We start from the raw sequence: 16490 nt of genomic DNA, 5'->3' as shown, positions 1-16490 counted from the left end.
CAAACCCATGAACAGTAATCAAGATGACAAAAAAGTGAAGCAGGCGCCACTTCAGTTAGATCAGCAGCTCTGCTTTGCGCTGTATTCGGCGAATCTCGCGATGCACAAAGTCTATCGCCAGCTGCTATCCAGGCTGGAGATTACCTATCCACAATATCTGGTGATGCTGGTGCTGTGGAATCAGGACGATGTGACGGTTTCCGAGATTGGCGAGCAGCTGTTTCTTGATTCAGCAACGCTGACGCCGCTGCTGAAACGTCTGGAGAGCGCGGGATTACTGCGACGCCAGCGTTCACGTCAGGATGAGCGTCAGGTTGTGGTGACGCTGACTGATGAAGGTCGTGCGTTGCGTGAAAAAGCGGAAAGTATTCCGGAAGCCATTCAGTGTGCAACGGCCTGCGATGATCAGGCAATGGCATCACTGAAAGGTCAGTTAGACGAGTTGCGCGATAGCCTTTACCGCGCCAATTGATGTTGAGAAAGGGAAGTCGCTGTCCCGACATCCCAAAAGATGACGTTCAGGTTTGCGCATAATAAGTAGTGCGCGATTATATAGCGAATTAACGAGGTTATTATGTCTTTAGAACAAGTTGTTTATACTGCAAAAGCAAAAGCCACCGGCGGTCGTGATGGTCGTGCGACTTCTTCTGACAACGTGCTGGATGTAAAACTGGGCGTGCCAAAAGAGATGGGCGGCGCAGGCGGCGAAGTGACTAACCCAGAGCAGCTGTTTGCTGCGGGTTATTCAGCCTGTTTCCTCGGCGCGATGAAGTTTGTGGCTGGCCGCGACAAGATTGCGATGCCGAAAGATGCGTGGATTGAAGGCGAAGTGGGTATTGGCCCAATCCCGAACGGTTTCGGAATTGAAGCCAAGCTGAATATCCATCTGCCAGAGATGGACGCTGCTGAAGCGCAGAAGCTGGTGGATGCGGCACACATCGTTTGCCCATACTCAAACGCAACGCGTGGCAACATCGATGTGACGCTGAACATCATCAACTAATTGATGTGGCTAGCGATACAAGGCTCCTGCGGGAGCCTTTTTTACATCTGAATTAAATTCGAACTGCTTCAATTAGAAAAATTGTCTGGTCTTACCATTGGTTAAATGTTCTACTGCTCGGCTTCGCGCCATCGCCTCTTCGCCAGTCGGAATCGTCCCGATCCTGCATCTTGCGTCACGCTTTTTCCGCGGTTTAGCGAACTCTGCTGTCTTTAAACAGTCACATAACGGTTGATACAACGACACCAGGTCGGGAATAGATATTTTCATGAATTATATTAAAAGTTTAACGCAGCAAAAGCTGTCTCTGCTGCTTGCCCTATATCTGGGCATATTATTGAATTTGCCAATATTTTATCGCCGCTTTGACGGCTTTTTAACAAAATCCAATATCTCTAACTGGCTCTCTGCTGCCGCAGAAGTCATGGCCGCCGTACTTCTTACCTTTTTCCTGATGCGCCTGCTGTCGCTGGGCGGAAAATGGGCCTATCGCATACTCGCCACACTTACCGTGATCATTTCTGTTGCTGCCGCCTATTACATGGCGTTTTTCAACGTGGTGATTGGTTACGGCATTATCGCCTCGGTGATGACCACCGATATCGATCTCTCTAAAGAAGTGATTGGCCTGCATTTCGTGTTGTGGATGGTGCTGGTGAGCGCGCTGCCGCTGCTGCTGATCTGGCGCAATAATCTTAGCCAAACGCTGATTGAACAACTCAAAACGCCTGGGCAACGTCTGAAGCCGATAGCCGTTATGCTGCTGAGCGTCGCGCTGGTGTGGCTGCCAATTCGCTATTTCGACAAGCTGCAAAAGGTGAATGAAGAGATCACCAACATCGATTTACCGAGTTATGGCGGCGTGGTGGCGCACTCCTATCTGCCATCCAACTGGATCGCCGCGCTTGGCCTGTTTGCCTGGACTAAAGTCGATGAAGAGTGGGATGGCCAGGAGTTGCTCGATCCGGCGAAGAAATTTACCTACGTCGCGCCTGCGGGCATCGATGATACCTATATGGTGTTTGTGATTGGCGAAACTACGCGCTGGGATCACATGGGGATGCTTGGCTACGATCGTGATACCACGCCGAAGCTGTCGAAAGAGAAGAATCTGGTCGCGTTCCGTGGTGAATCTTGTGATACCGCCACCAAGCTGTCGCTGCGTTGCATGTTCGTGCGCGAAGGCGGCACCATGGATAATCCGGGTCGCACGCTGAAAGAACAAAACGTTTTCGCTGTATTGAAAGAGCTGGGCTTTACGTCTGAGTTGTTCGCGATGCAGAGCGAAGTGTGGTTCTACGATAACGCTGACACCAATAACTTTTCGTTCCGCGAGCAGATTGGTTCAGAGAAGCGTAATCAGGGCAAAGCGGTCGATGACATGCTGTTAGTGCCGGAGTTACAGGCATCGTTACAACGCTTCCCGAAAGGCAAGCATGTGGTGATTCTGCACACCAAAGGCTCGCACTACCTTTATTCTCAGCGTTACCCGCGTGATTTCGCGCGCTATAAGCCGGAATGCATGGGCGTTGATGAGAAGTGCAGTAAAGCGCAGTTGATTAATGCCTATGACAACTCGATTTTGTACGTGGATACCATGCTGGACAGCGTGCTCGATCAGCTGCGTGATAAGAAGGCGATTGTGTTCTATGCCTCCGATCACGGTGAATCAATTAGCGAGAATATGCACTTGCACGGCACGCCGCGCGAAATGGCACCACCGGAGCAATTCCGTGTGCCGATGATGGTGTGGGCTTCTGATAAGTATCTTGAGGATCCAACTAACCGCAGCAACTTCGAACGTTTGCAGGCGCAGCAGCGCGTGGGTAAAACCCATCGCCATGTTGAGCTGTTCGATACCATTATGGGTTGCCTCGGTTACACCTCGCCAGACGGCGGAATCAAAGACGCGAATAACTGGTGTTCAGCCCCAGCGGCCACACCTGCTAAACCGCTGTGATTTTCTGGGGTTGCTGACTTCTGCTTGCTTTCCAGGCGATCAGATGGGTTTTCAGTAAAAGGCATTGACGCTTTTTTAGCAGCGCAGTAATATGCGCCCCCATCGGCGAGTAGCGCAGCTTGGTAGCGCAACTGGTTTGGGACCAGTGGGTCGGAGGTTCGAATCCTCTCTCGCCGACCATCTTTGAAGAAACCTGCTTTTATAAGCAGGTTTTTTTTCGTCTGTAATTTGTTGGGTCTTGTGCCGATCAGGCTGAAATACAGGGCCGCTCCGTAAAGTCGCCGTGGACACATCCCTGTGGGCTCTGCCGACGCATCCATGCGTCGGAAGCTTTACTCCGCGGCCCTGTATTCCATCCTTTATTAAATTCCGCTGCGCTCTGTTTTAAAGCGAAACCCAACGTTCAGGCGATGGGAAGGCGGCTCGGTTAGCAAAGCGTCCGCCGCAGGGATGCGGCGGCCGAGGCTACAGGGACGTATTCACGCCGACTTTGCGTTCGAGCCGCCTTTCCTGAGCAACGCACCAATAATCAGCAAAACCCGTAAATACACCCGTTCCATCTCTCAAATCAAAAATGACCACTATTATTCCGACTTTCAAGCTTGAAGCCCACGCCAAATCGAACCCGCGCGCTTAATTCGCGAAACATTCTTCTTATGACCGGTTTATGCATCATGCTGATTTCTTATGCCATTTCACTAGCACATTCCGCTGCCTGAACGTCATAACGCACGAAGAATCGTTCAGATATTCAACATTTACCAATAAGTTTTGTGTGTTTTTTAACGGTGATAATCACTGTCATTTGGCTACATAGCCAGATAATCACGCGGCATTGAGCGCTTTATCACCTTTTTTAATTTTGGCTTACGCTGAGAAGGGTGTTTTTTATCGTTGCTTGCACTTACTCACACTCTGTGTAAATAACCCCACACTGTATTGACGTTCATTGCAACTGTTGACAAATTGATGCGTCAATAAAATGTAGAGAAGGACGTGTCTGACAGATTCCACGGTGCCAGCACAAAAAAATAACCGCTCACATTTTGCTTACTCTTAATTGACCTGCCCGAACCGCATAAAAAAATCAGAGGTCGGGCGACGCACACAACATCACATCACAATGGAGCAAAACATGATCAACTCCCTGGCTAAATCCAGGATGCTGAAGGTCGGTCTCAGCCTGATTGCTATGACCGTTGCCGCTGGTGTCCAGGCGAAAACCCTCGTTTATTGTTCAGAAGGTTCGCCGGAAGGTTTCAACCCGCAGCTCTTCACATCGGGCACCACTTACGACGCAAGCTCCGTACCGATCTACAACCGTTTGGTTGAGTTCAAAACCGGTACTACCGAGCTGCAGCCAGGCCTGGCAGAAAAATGGGATGTCAGCGCGGACGGTAAAACCTATACCTTCCACCTGCGTCAGGGCGTGAAATGGCAAACTACCAAAGACTTCAAGCCAACCCGCACCTTTAATGCCGATGACGTCGTGTTCTCCTTCGAGCGTCAGCTCGATAAAAACAACAAATATCACGGTGTTTCTGGCGGCAGCTACGAATATTTCGAAGGCATGGACATGCCTAAGCTGATCGCCAAAATCGAGAAAGTTGACGATTACACCGTACGCTTCACCCTGACGCGTCCAGAAGCGCCGTTCATCGCTGACCTCGGCATGGACTTCGCCTCAATCATTTCTAAAGAATATGCCGACAACATGCTGAAAGCGGGCACGCCTGAGAAGCTGGACCTCAATCCAGTGGGCACCGGTCCGTTCGTACTGCAGCAGTATCAGAAAGACTCGCGCATTCTGTACAAAGCGAACCCAGACTTCTGGGGCACCAAGCCGAAGATTGATCGCTTAGTGTTCTCCATCACGCCAGATGCGTCAGTGCGTTATGCGAAACTGCAGAAGGGTGAGTGCCAGGTAATGCCGTATCCGAACCCGGCCGATCTCGCCAGCATGAAGAAAGACGACAAAATTAACCTGATGGAACAGCCTGGTCTGAACGTTGGTTACCTGTCGTTCAACACCGAGAAAAAACCGCTGGATAACGTGAAAGTGCGTCAGGCACTGACCATGGCGGTGAACAAACAAGCCATCATTGATGCCGTTTATCAGGGCGCTGGCCAGGCCGCGAAAAACCTGATCCCACCAACCATGTGGGGCTACAACGACGACATCAAAGATTACGCCTACGATCCTGAGAAAGCGAAAGCGCTGCTGAAAGAAGCGGGCATGGCAGATGGTTTCTCCATCGACCTGTGGGCAATGCCGGTTCAGCGTCCATACAACCCGAACGCACGCCGCATGGCGGAAATGGTTCAGGCTGACTGGGCGAAAATTGGCGTGAAAGCCAAAATCGTCACCTTCGAATGGGGCGAGTACCTGAAGCGTGCGAAAGCCGGTGAACATCAGACCGTTATGATGGGCTGGACCGGTGATAATGGGGATCCAGATAACTTCTTCGCCACGCTGTTCAGCTGTGCAGCGGCGAAAGACGGTTCTAACTACTCACGTTGGTGCTACAAGCCGTTTGAAGATCTGATTCAGCCAGCCCGTGCTGAAGCCGATCACAACAAACGTATTGAACTGTACAAACAGGCTCAGGTAGTGATGCATGACCAGGCTCCAGCGCTGATCATCGCTCACTCAACCGTATACGAGCCAGTGAGCAAGAAAGTAACAGGTTATGTGGTTGATCCATTAGGTAAACATCACTTCGAAAACGTCGATATCCAGGAATAACCTTTCGGATTATCGCGGTCAGGGCCAGCATTGCTGGCCCTCGGGCGGCACCTTCGCCGCCCGTATTCCGCTCTTTTTTTCCGGCAAATTCTAATATTGAAGCGCTTCTTGCGTCGCGTCTGCCCCTGGCGGGCTGCGAGTGTTGAGCAATGTTGTCCCCGGCGGTAACGCTGTGGGAAATGTCAGAGAACCAGGCTTATGCTGCAATTCATACTCCGACGTTTGGGCCTTGTCATCCCAACGTTCATCGGTATCACATTATTGACCTTCGCGTTTGTCCACTTGATCCCCGGCGATCCGGTACTGATCATGGCCGGCGAACGCGGTATCTCTCCTGAACGTCACGCGCAATTGATGGCGCAATTTGGCCTTGATCAGCCGATGTGGAAGCAATATCTCACCTACATCAACGGCGTCTTGCACGGTGATCTCGGCATCTCGCTGAAAAGCCGTATCCCGGTCTGGGACGAATTCGTACCACGCTTCAAAGCCACGCTGGAACTGGGCATCTGCGCCATGTTGTTCGCAGTGGCGGTCGGCATTCCCGTTGGCGTGCTGGCAGCAGTAAAACGCGGCTCGATCTTCGATCACACCGCCGTAGGCATCTCGCTCACCGGTTACTCAATGCCGATTTTCTGGTGGGGCATCATGCTGATCATGCTGGTCTCGGTGCAGTGGAACCTCACGCCGGTCTCCGGGCGCGTCAGCGACACCATCTTCCTCGACGACAGCCATCCGCTCACCGGCTTCATGCTGATTGATACGCTGTTCTGGGGCGAAGAGGGCGATTTCAAAGATGCGGTGATGCACATGATTTTGCCGGCCATCGTGCTCGGCACCATTCCGCTGGCGGTGATTGTGCGTATGACGCGCTCCTCAATGCTGGAAGTGCTGGGTGAAGATTACATTCGTACTGCGCGCGCCAAAGGCCTGACGCGTATGCGTGTGATTGTGGTGCATGCGCTGCGTAACGCCATGCTGCCGGTCGTCACCGTAATCGGTTTGCAGGTCGGTACGCTGCTGGCCGGTGCGATTCTGACCGAAACCATCTTCTCGTGGCCAGGACTTGGTCGCTGGCTGATCGAAGCGCTGCAACGCCGTGACTATCCGGTGGTGCAGGGCGGCGTGCTGCTGGTGGCGATTCTGATCATCGTGGTCAACCTGCTGGTTGATCTGTTGTACGGCGTGGTCAATCCACGTATCCGTCATAAGAAATAAGGGGGAATCATGTCTGCTGTTGATCCCGCAAGCGTAACTGCTGCACCCAAGCCGATGACCCCGTTGCAGGAATTCTGGCACTACTTCAAACGTAACAAAGGCGCGGTAATCGGCCTGGTTTACATCGTTCTGATGCTGTTGATTGCGGTCTTTGCTGATGTACTGGCACCGCACGCACCGGCTGAGCAATTCCGCGATGCCTTGCTGCATCCGCCGGTCTGGCAGGAAGGCGGCAGCTGGAGCTACATCCTCGGTACCGATGACGTGGGCCGCGATGTGCTGTCGCGCCTGATGTACGGTGCGCGCCTGTCGCTGCTGGTCGGCTGCATGGTAGTCGTGCTGTCGCTGATTCTCGGCGTGATATTTGGTCTGATGGCCGGCTACCTCGGCGGCGTGGTTGACGCCATCATCATGCGTGTGGTCGATATCATGCTGGCGCTGCCAAGCCTGCTGCTGGCATTGGTGCTGGTGGCGATCTTTGGTCCGTCGATTGTTAACGCCTCGCTGGCGATTACCTTCGTCGCCTTGCCGCACTATATCCGTCTGACGCGTGCTGCGGTGCTGGTTGAAGTGAACCGCGATTACGTCACCGCTTCAAGCGTGGCGGGTGCCGGTACGCTGCGCCAGATGTTCATCAATATTCTGCCTAACTGCCTGGCACCGCTGATCGTGCAGGCATCATTAGGTTTCTCCAACGCCATTCTTGATATGGCGGCGTTGGGCTTTCTCGGTATGGGGGCGCAGCCGCCTACGCCGGAGTGGGGCACCATGCTCTCCGACGTGTTGCAGTATGCGCAAAGTGCTTGGTGGGTGGTGACATTCCCTGGAGTGACCATTCTGCTAACGGTTCTGGCATTCAACCTCATGGGCGATGGTTTGCGTGATGCACTCGACCCGAAACTCAAGCAGTAAAGAGGCACCGAGATGGCGTTATTAAATGTAGACAAGTTATCGGTGCATTTCGGCGACGAAAAAACACCGTTCCGTGCGGTTGACCGCATCAGCTACCAGGTCGAGCAAGGCCAGGTTGTAGGTATTGTTGGTGAATCTGGCTCGGGCAAATCCGTGAGTTCACTGGCGATTATGGGCCTGATTGATTATCCCGGCCGCGTAATGGCTGAAAAACTGGAGTTCAATCAGCGCGACCTGCAGAAAATCTCCGAAAAAGAGCGCCGCCAGCTGGTGGGCGCAGAAGTAGCGATGATTTTCCAGGACCCGATGACCAGCCTCAACCCGTGCTACACCGTGGGTTTCCAGATTATGGAAGCGCTGAAGGTGCATCAGGGCGGCAGCAAAAGAACCCGCCGCCAGCGCGCGATTGATCTGCTCGATCAGGTGGGCATTCCCGACCCGGCATCGCGTCTGGATGTTTATCCGCACCAGCTGTCGGGCGGTATGAGCCAGCGCGTGATGATCGCGATGGCGATTGCCTGCAAACCGAAACTGTTGATCGCCGATGAGCCGACCACCGCACTCGACGTAACCATTCAGGCGCAAATCATTGAACTGCTGCTGGAGTTGCAGAAGCAGGAGAACATGGCGCTGATCCTGATTACCCACGATCTGGCGCTGGTGGCCGAAGCGGCGCAGCACATCATCGTGATGTATGCCGGACAAGTGGTGGAAAGCGGTAAAGCGGTGGATATCTTCAAAGCGCCGCGTCATCCGTATACGCAGGCGCTGCTGCGCGCGCTGCCGGAGTTTGCCGCCGATAAAGCGCGTCTGGCTTCGCTGCCTGGCGTGGTGCCGGGCAAATACGATCGCCCAACCGGCTGCCTGTTAAATCCGCGCTGCCCGTATGTGACCGATCGCTGCCGCCGCGAAGAGCCGGAACTGCGCGACATTCCGGGCCGTCAGGCCAAATGTCACTTCCCACTGGATGATGCCGGGAGACCGACTTATGAGTCTTGATAACGATAAGCAGGATTACCTGCTGCAGGCGATTGACCTGAAAAAACACTACCCGGTGAAGAAAGGTCTGTTTGGCCAGGAACGTCTGGTAAAAGCGCTGGATGGCGTCTCGTTCAACCTCGAACGCGGCAAAACGCTGGCGGTGGTGGGTGAATCCGGCTGTGGTAAATCCACGCTGGGCCGCTTGCTGACCATGATTGAAACCCCGACCGAAGGCCAGCTGTTCTGGCACGGTCAGGATCTGCTAAAACACGATCCGCAGGCGCAGAAACTGCGTCGTCAGAAAATCCAGATCGTGTTCCAGAACCCGTACGGTTCGCTCAATCCGCGTAAGAAAATCAGTCAGATTCTGGAAGAGCCGCTGGTAATCAACACCTCGCTGACCAAAGCGGAGCGCAAAGAAAAAACGCTGGAGATGATGGCGAAGGTTGGCCTGAAAACCGAGCATTACGATCGTTATCCGCACATGTTCTCGGGCGGCCAGCGTCAGCGTATCGCGATTGCGCGCGGTTTAATGCTTGATCCGGATGTGCTGATTGCCGATGAGCCGGTCTCCGCGCTCGACGTATCCGTACGCGCGCAGGTGCTCAACCTGATGATGGATTTGCAGCAGGATTTAGGCTTGTCCTACGTCTTCATCTCGCATGACCTGTCGGTGGTGGAACATATCGCCGATGAGGTGATGGTGATGTATCTCGGCCGCTGCGTTGAGAAGGGCAGCAAAGAGGCGATCTTCAGCAATCCGCGCCATCCTTACACGCAGGCGCTGCTGTCGGCGACACCACGCCTTAACCCGGACGATCGCCGCGAGCGCATCAAGCTCACGGGCGAACTGCCGAGCCCGCTCAACCCGCCGCCGGGCTGTGCGTTTAACGCGCGCTGCCGTCGTCGCTTTGGCACCTGTGTTCAGCTGCAACCAAAGCTGAAGCAGTATGGCGATCAGCAAATCGCTTGCTTCGCGGTGGATCAGGATGAGAACCAGCCGGTGGGCGTGTAAAAAATTACCGCTATAAATGAATGAAGGCTCCTGCGGGAGCCTTTCTTTTATCCTTAATACATCAGATTAATTAACGACAAAACCTGTTATCGCCCAAGCCACGCAAAAAGCATTACGCCACTGCATCTGTGATCAATTGGTCCTGATTAGGACTTAAAGCGTAAAGGCAAATTCTTATTTGCGTCAGGATTGCGTGAGCGGCATCACAATGAAATAAAATCCATAACTTGCAGCGCAGTAGAGAAAATTCAGTAGCTTAGGTTAAAATCCCCTGCGTAATTATTTCTGTTAATTGATACTAATTAATACCCGTCAATAAATAACTGCATGCTTCTTGCATGCCCGTTTTTTCAATCTTTAAGATAGAATTCTTTTGTTGAATGCGGCGTTTTAATAATCAGATTTGTCTCACCGTCTTTTAATGTGTGTGATATATTCGCGGAAAATTCCCTCCCGCTTTTACAGGCTCTGATCATGAAGAATTACGACGATCTGCAGCGTTTTAAAGAGAAAACACAGACGCTTGATATCGCTTTTAAGGATATGTCTGGTCAATCGCATGAAGCCGATCAAAGTCAGTGGGCGTTACTGCGTCAATTGACCACCGATCAAGAGCCTGAATTAGGTAGCGGCCAGCGCGTCGATATGCCGCAACCGCATCCGATTCGCGGGGATGAATTTAGCGCACCGCCAGAGCCTGCTCAGGCTGCACCAGCCAGCCCGGCACGAGGATCGATTCTCGACAGCCTGAACGCGCCTGCCGCTGCCCAACCGGAGACCGGCTCATCGCTGTTCCCGCCCGCGCCGTCGGCTAAACCGGTGTCGTCTGCTACGCCATTAGCGCCAAAAGCCACGCTGGTAGAGCGCCAGGCGACAACTTCACTGTTTCCGCCGGCCAAACCTGTCGCCGCACCCGCCGCACCGATTACTCAGCCTGCTGCTGTTACCGCGCCTTCACCGGCAACTCCAGCGCCAATTGCGCCTGCGCCTGTGCCAACCTTTGCCGCCGCGGTTGAACCGGCACGTCCGGCTGCGCCCGCACCGTCTCGCTTTGGTGCGCTATTCCGCTCGCGTCCCGCCGAGCCCGCTAATTTGTCAAAAGAAACACCGTTAAAACCGCTACTGGAGAAGATTGCGCTATGCCGTTAGTTTGTGTGTGCTCGCCAAAAGGGGGAGTAGGGAAAACCACCATGGCGGCCAACCTTGCGTGGAGTCTGGCTCGCGCTGGCAGCAAGGTATTGGCAATCGATTTCGATGTTCAGAACGCCTTGCGCCTGCATTTCGGTGTACCGCTGAATGATGGTCGCGGCTTTGTCGCGCGCTTTGAAGATCAGGCCGACTGGAGCCAATCGATTCTGACCACCGGCGGCAACATTTTCGTCATGCCTTATGGCGAAGTCAGCGAAGAGCAGCGCGAACGTTTTGAAGAGAACCTGGTAAAAGATCCGCATTTCCTGAAACGCGGTTTGGATACGGTACTGAATTATCCGGGGCTGGTGATTATCGCCGATTTTCCGCCGGGTCCGGGTCCAGCGCTTAAAGCAATGCAGGCACTTGCCGATATGCATTTAGTGGTGATGTTAGCGGATACCGCGTCGGTCTCTTTACTGCCGCAAATTGAAAATGACCGCATGATTGGTCAGCCGCTAAATAATAAGCGTGGTCATTATTTTGTGCTTAATCAGAGCGACAATCGCCGCAATATTAGCCGTGAAGTCACCGCTTTTATGCAGCAGCGCCTGGGTGAGAACTTATTAGGCGTGGTACATCGTGATGAAAGTGTCGCGGAAGCCAATGCCTCGCAACAATCTGTTTATGATTTCAGCCCAGCTTCTGCAGCTGCGTTTGATATCGAATTAGTGGCAAAACGCGTAGCCAATATCCTGAATATCACCGTGGGCAACGGCGAAGTTCAGGCACCTATTCGCAGCCACTATTAATAATGAGGCCGTCTCCGGCCACATAATAACAACACAGCTTCTTCAGGGTGAATCATGAGTAAACTCGGGTTTTACCTGCTGCTGCTGGTGCTTGCACCGGTGGCGGCGGTAATCGTCATCACGCCTATGGACAGCCAGAAGCAATATATATTTGGCTTAATCAGCATCGGCATGATGTTTTTACTGGGCTTCAGCAAAAGCCGCAAAATAACTATCGTCATGGTTATCCTATCCGCGCTGATGTCGACCCGATATATCTGGTGGCGCACCACGGAGACGCTGCAATTTAATTCTGAGATCGAAGCGATTCTCGGTATCGGCTTATATCTGGCCGAACTGTACGTCTGGCTGATCTTAATTCTCGGCTTCCTGCAAACCACCTGGCCATTAAAACGCACCATCGAACCTTTGCCGGATGATACTAGCCTGTGGCCGACGGTTGATGTTTATGTTCCAACCTACAACGAAAGCCTCGATGTAGTACGTGATACCGTGCTGGCGGCGCAGTGTATTGATTACCCGCGCGACAAGCTGAAGGTCTATTTGCTGGATGACGGTAAACGCAGTGAGTTTGCGGTATTTGCCGCTGACGTCGGCGTGGGTTACATCACCCGTGACGATAACAATCACGCTAAAGCCGGTAACCTCAACCACGCCATGAAGATCACCAAAGGTGAGCTGATTTGCATCTTCGACTGCGATCACGTGGCTACGCGCACCTTCCTGCAGGCGACGGTCGGTCCGTTCCTGAAAGATCCGAAGCTGGCGCTGCTGCAAACCCCGCACTACTTCTATTCGCCGGATCCGTTCGAGCGTAACCTGCGTGCGGCACGCAGCATCCCGAACGAAGGTTCACTGTTCTACGGCCCGGTACAGCAGGGTAACGATAATTGGAATGCCACTTTCTTCTGCGGCTCCTGTGCGGTGATTCGCCGTAGCGCGCTGGAAGAGATCGGTGGCTTTGCGGTGGAAACCGTCACTGAAGATGCGCATACCGCACTGAAAATGCAGCGTCTCGGTTGGGGCTCGGCTTTCCTGGCGATTCCGCTGGCGGCCGGTTTAGCGACTGAACGTCTTGGTCTGCACGTGGTACAGCGTAACCGCTGGGCGCGCGGCATGACGCAGATCTTCCGCGTCGATAACCCGCTGTTTGGCCGTGGATTGAAGTGGCAGCAACGTCTGTGCTACCTCAACGCCATGCTGCACTTCCAGTTCGGCTTGCCGCGCGTGGCGTTCCTGACGGCACCGCTGGCGTATCTGCTGTTTAACCTGAATATCATTCACTCATCGGCATCGCTGATTTTCGCCTACGTCTTGCCGCATCTGGTGATGTCGCTCTACGTCAACTCACGAATGAACGGCAAGTTCCGTTACACCTTCTGGGGCGAAATCTACGAAACCGTGATGTGCTTCCACCTCGTTATCCCCACGCTGCTGACCATGCTGGCACCGAAGCGCGGCAAGTTTAACGTTACGGATAAAGGCGGCCTGCTCGATCAGGGCTTCTTCGACTTCCACATCGTGCGTCCACACGTGATTGTCGCGGTGCTGCTGTCGATTGGCATCATCGCTGGCGTGGTACGTGCGACGGCGCATGACTACTTTGGCGTCGATCCTTACGTTATCGCCCTCAACGTCGGCTGGGCGGTGTTCAGCCTGATTATCCTGATGGCGGCGATTGCTGTGGCACGTGAAACCAAGCAGGTGCGTAAAACTATCCGTATTGAAGTGCAGATTCCGGCGGTGATTCACTACGCCAGCGGCATCTCGTCGCGCACGAAAACCAGCGATCTGTCGATGGGCGGCGCGCAGCTGGATGCGCCGGACAATCGTCACGAACACGATGAAATTGAAGAGATCGATCTGCTGCTGAAATCGGGCACCATCACCATTCCGGTGAGCAAAATCTCTGGCGATGAAGAGAGCATTCGTCTGCGCTTTGGTGATATGCCGCTGTCGCGCCGTCGTGAATTGGTGCGCGTGGTGCTGGCGCGTGCGGATGCGTGGATTCAGCCGGAATATAAGCAAGACAATCCACTGGTTTCGCTTGGCACCATTATTCGTACCGTCTTTGAGCTGTTCTGGCTGACCTGGAAAGATCGCCGTGAGAAGCGTAAGCGTGACAACCAGCCCGCCGCAAAAGAGGACAGCGCTGCATGAAGAATTTGACGCAAACGTTGCTGGCAAGCTCGCTGGCAACGGCGCTGCTGCTCGCGCCAGCGTGGGCCGAAACCCCGGCGGTCACGCAGGATAGTGGTGCACTTTCTGACGTGCCGCCGCCGCAAGGTATTGAAAGTGCAGCCGATCAACAGCTGCAGCAGGCGGCCGGCGCGGCACCTTATGCGCCAGTAGAAACCGCACCGGAAACGGCTCCGCAAACCGCACCGGAAGCGGCACCGCCAACCGCACCGACAACGGTAAATGAAACGCCCGCCGAACCGGCCGCTAGCGAACCTGCACCTGTAGTCGCACCAGAAATGGTGCTGCCAACGGTGACGCCAACCGCACCGGCGGTGATTCCAGATACATCTTCCGCCACGCTTAACCAGCCAATCAGCAGCACCGTTTCGGTGGCGCAGATGGGCCAGCCGCGCGGCATCACATTGACCGGCGGCCAGCTGCAATCCGGTATCGTGTTCACGCTGCCCAGCGATGAAGTGATCACCAACGCGCGCCTCAATCTGTCGCTGCGCGTCTCGGCGGCACTGGCAGCACGCAACACCTCGCTGCAGCTGATGCTGAATGGTCAGCCGCTTGGCACTTTGCCGCTGGGCTCCAGCGACAGCGATGTCAGCGATTACCAGCTGGATATTCCGGCGGCGATGGTGGTTTCGAGCAACAACCTCAGCTTCAAGATTAACGATGCCGACAAGCTGCTGTGTGAGAAAGAGAGCGCGCAGCAGTATCAGGTATCGATTCTGCCGAAAACCACGCTGAGCCTTGAAGGCCAGCAGCTGAACATCGGTACCAGCCTGCGTAACTTCCCGCGTCCGTTTATCGATGCGCAGCGCATGACGCCCGCCAGCGTCACTTTTGGCTTTGCCGCCAATGCCGCGCCGGACAGCATCAGCGCCGCCGCGCTGGTGGCATCGTGGATGGGCATTCAGTCGGATTATCGTGGCATCCGTTTCCCGGTGGTGCGCGGCGATCTGCCCGAGCACAACGGTATTCTGATTGGCCATCCGGGCGACAAAATTGGCACCGTAACCTTGCCAGCCACCAACGGTCCGCTGCTGCAGGTGATCGATAATCCCAACAATCCGGTCTACAAGTTGTTGCTGGTGGTGGGCGCGAATGACGATCAACTGCGTCAGGCCGCTAACCGTTTAACCACTCAGCCGCTGGCGACCGATGCCAGCAGCCTGAACGTGCAGCCGCAGCCGATTGGCGTGCGTAAGCCGTACGATGCGCCGCGCTGGATCAACACCACGCGTCCGGTGCGTCTGAGCGAACTGCTGCGCAAAGATCAAAGCCTGACCACCACCGGCATCTGGCACGATGCGCTGAGCGTCAACTTCCGCGCCGCGCCGGATCTGTTCCTGTGGGATGGCGACACCATTCCGGTGGAGCTGCACTATCGCTTCCCATCGGAAAGCTGGATTGACGAGAATAACTCGTTCCTCAACGTGATGATAAACGGCACCTTCCTGCGCAACCTGACGGTAAATAAAGTCGGCTTGCTGGAGAGCGCCTGGCATCGCCTGGGCGGCGACGCGCGTCAGGAACATTACACCTTGAAGCTCGAACCGTACCTGATTTACGGTGACAACCAGCTGGCGCTCTATTTCAACATCAAGCCGAAAGCGGATGCCCCGTGCGGCGTGCTGCTGAACAACAACATTAAGAGCCGCATCGAAGAGGATTCGTGGATCGATCTGAGCCAGACGCGCCACTTCACCATGCTGCCAAACCTCTCTTACTTCGTGGGTGCCTCGTTCCCGTTCTCGCGTCTGGCGGACTTCTCGCAGACCACGCTGCTGCTGCCGGAACAACCGAGCGATGCGGAGATCGCCACGCTGCTGGATATGGCTTCCCGCGCCGGTAACGCCACCGGCGTACCGCTGCTGCAAAACCAGGTGCTGTTTGGCTTGCCGAATGGCGGCACCAACATGACGCGTCTGCAGCAGAGCGATCTGCTGGCGGTGAGCACCACGCAGAACAACGACTTCAACCAGGCGATGCTGGCTAACACGCCGTTTGATACCAGCGGCAACACGCTGGGCGTGAAAGAGCCGACCACCTGGGACAAACTGCGCGGCTGGCTGACCGGCGACTGGTATCGCCAGCAGCTGGATGCCGATCGTTACTTCTCGTCCAACGAAGCGTGGCGCGGCTTTGTCAGCTATCGCTCGCCGTGGAACCCGGATCGTTTAGTGGTGATGACGGTGGCGACCAGCGATCAGCAACTGCTGCGCCTGCATGAAGACCTGAATTCCGCGCGCATCAACGCCGGTATTCGCGGCGATACCGCCATCATCACTGATGAGAACGGCATTCGCAGCTTCCGCGTTGGCCCGCAATTCCCGAGCGGCGAAATGCCGTGGTACATGATGGTGGTGTGGTATGCCAACCAGCACTCGGTGCTGATGGCGCTGGCGGCGCTGCTGCTTTCAGCGTTGGTCGGCGGCGGTGCATGGGTGATGCTGAAACGTCATGCGTGGCGTCGTCTCAACCCAAAAGTTGATAGCAAGTCCGGCAAGAAGTAAGGATAAAAA

General features: G+C 54.6%; 12 protein-coding genes and 1 tRNA gene. All 13 read left to right on the top strand.

The features are described 5' to 3' along the window. The first annotated feature begins 7 nt into the window (after positions 1-7). The 13 genes from BM323_RS18675 to bcsB all read left to right on the top strand — a co-directional run bounded on the left by BM323_RS18675 (position 8) and on the right by bcsB (position 16481). Positions 8-472 (top strand): MarR family winged helix-turn-helix transcriptional regulator, encoded by a 465-nt coding sequence (locus BM323_RS18675; RefSeq protein ID WP_008104624.1) that lies wholly within the window; start codon positions 8-10, stop codon positions 470-472. A gap of 102 nt (positions 473-574) precedes the next feature. Beyond that, positions 575-1003: an organic hydroperoxide resistance protein gene (locus BM323_RS18670; RefSeq protein WP_008104621.1), complete on the top strand. Its 429-nt coding sequence runs from the start codon at positions 575-577 to the stop codon at positions 1001-1003. Between the two features lie 268 nt (positions 1004-1271). After that, a complete protein-coding gene (gene eptB / locus BM323_RS18665; protein WP_008104619.1) occupies positions 1272-2963 on the top strand; it encodes a kdo(2)-lipid A phosphoethanolamine 7''-transferase in 1692 nt (563 codons plus the stop codon). Positions 2964-3066: 103 nt separating this feature from the next. Then, a tRNA-Pro gene (locus BM323_RS18660) sits at positions 3067-3143 on the top strand. A 955-nt stretch (positions 3144-4098) separates the two neighbouring features. Then, positions 4099-5709, top strand: coding sequence for a dipeptide ABC transporter periplasmic-binding protein DppA (gene dppA, locus BM323_RS18655; protein WP_008104616.1), 1611 nt, complete (start codon positions 4099-4101; stop codon positions 5707-5709). A 198-nt stretch (positions 5710-5907) separates the two neighbouring features. Further along, positions 5908-6927, top strand: coding sequence for a dipeptide ABC transporter permease DppB (gene dppB / locus BM323_RS18650; protein WP_008104614.1), 1020 nt, complete (start codon positions 5908-5910; stop codon positions 6925-6927). Positions 6928-6936: 9 nt separating this feature from the next. Beyond that, on the top strand, positions 6937-7839 hold the full coding sequence (gene dppC / locus BM323_RS18645; RefSeq protein ID WP_008104612.1) for a dipeptide ABC transporter permease DppC: 903 nt from the start codon (positions 6937-6939) through the stop codon (positions 7837-7839). Between the two features lie 12 nt (positions 7840-7851). Further along, positions 7852-8838, top strand: a complete 987-nt coding sequence (gene dppD, locus BM323_RS18640; protein ID WP_008104610.1) for a dipeptide ABC transporter ATP-binding protein — start codon at positions 7852-7854, stop codon at positions 8836-8838. Then, positions 8828-9835, top strand: a complete 1008-nt coding sequence (gene dppF, locus BM323_RS18635) for a dipeptide ABC transporter ATP-binding subunit DppF (protein WP_008104607.1) — start codon at positions 8828-8830, stop codon at positions 9833-9835. Before dppD ends, dppF begins: the two co-directional genes overlap by 11 nt. Positions 9836-10309: 474 nt before the next feature. Then, complete coding sequence (bcsO, locus tag BM323_RS18630) at positions 10310-10984, top strand: cellulose biosynthesis protein BcsO (RefSeq protein WP_008104605.1); 675 nt, start codon at positions 10310-10312, stop codon at positions 10982-10984. Continuing rightward, the gene (gene bcsQ, locus BM323_RS18625; protein WP_008104603.1) at positions 10975-11775 is read left to right on the top strand and encodes a cellulose biosynthesis protein BcsQ; all 801 of its coding nucleotides are present in this window, start codon (positions 10975-10977) and stop codon (positions 11773-11775) included. The genes bcsO and bcsQ overlap by 10 nt, the downstream gene beginning before the upstream one ends. Before the next feature lie 54 nt (positions 11776-11829). Then, positions 11830-13935: a UDP-forming cellulose synthase catalytic subunit gene (gene bcsA / locus BM323_RS18620; protein WP_008104601.1), complete on the top strand. Its 2106-nt coding sequence runs from the start codon at positions 11830-11832 to the stop codon at positions 13933-13935. Next, entirely contained in the window at positions 13932-16481 is a 2550-nt protein-coding gene (gene bcsB / locus BM323_RS18615) for a cellulose biosynthesis cyclic di-GMP-binding regulatory protein BcsB (RefSeq protein ID WP_008104599.1), read from the top strand. The genes bcsA and bcsB overlap by 4 nt, the downstream gene beginning before the upstream one ends. The last annotated feature ends 9 nt before the right edge of the window (positions 16482-16490 follow it).

Origin of the sequence: Pantoea sp. YR525 (assembly GCF_900116775.1) — a bacterium.
Taxonomy (GTDB): domain Bacteria; phylum Pseudomonadota; class Gammaproteobacteria; order Enterobacterales; family Enterobacteriaceae; genus Pantoea; species Pantoea symbiotica.
Note: the sequence above shows the minus strand (reverse complement) of the source record. Positions and strands in the feature narration are given on the sequence as shown.

Bases quoted from the DNA above. Each gene is read 5' to 3' on its own strand.
- dppF (WP_008104607.1), top strand. From the start codon at position 8,828: ATGAGTCTTGATAACGATAAGCAGGATTACCTGCTGCAGGCGATTGAC.
- dppC (WP_008104612.1), top strand. From the start codon at position 6,937: ATGTCTGCTGTTGATCCCGCAAGCGTAACTGCTGCACCCAAGCCGATG.
- BM323_RS18670 (WP_008104621.1), top strand. From the start codon at position 575: ATGTCTTTAGAACAAGTTGTTTATACTGCAAAAGCAAAAGCCACCGGC.
- eptB (WP_008104619.1), top strand. From the start codon at position 1,272: ATGAATTATATTAAAAGTTTAACGCAGCAAAAGCTGTCTCTGCTGCTT.
- bcsA (WP_008104601.1), top strand. From the start codon at position 11,830: ATGAGTAAACTCGGGTTTTACCTGCTGCTGCTGGTGCTTGCACCGGTG.
- dppD (WP_008104610.1), top strand. From the start codon at position 7,852: ATGGCGTTATTAAATGTAGACAAGTTATCGGTGCATTTCGGCGACGAA.
- BM323_RS18675 (WP_008104624.1), top strand. From the start codon at position 8: ATGAACAGTAATCAAGATGACAAAAAAGTGAAGCAGGCGCCACTTCAG.
- dppA (WP_008104616.1), top strand. From the start codon at position 4,099: ATGATCAACTCCCTGGCTAAATCCAGGATGCTGAAGGTCGGTCTCAGC.
- bcsO (WP_008104605.1), top strand. From the start codon at position 10,310: ATGAAGAATTACGACGATCTGCAGCGTTTTAAAGAGAAAACACAGACG.
- dppB (WP_008104614.1), top strand. From the start codon at position 5,908: ATGCTGCAATTCATACTCCGACGTTTGGGCCTTGTCATCCCAACGTTC.
- bcsB (WP_008104599.1), top strand. From the start codon at position 13,932: ATGAAGAATTTGACGCAAACGTTGCTGGCAAGCTCGCTGGCAACGGCG.
- bcsQ (WP_008104603.1), top strand. From the start codon at position 10,975: ATGCCGTTAGTTTGTGTGTGCTCGCCAAAAGGGGGAGTAGGGAAAACC.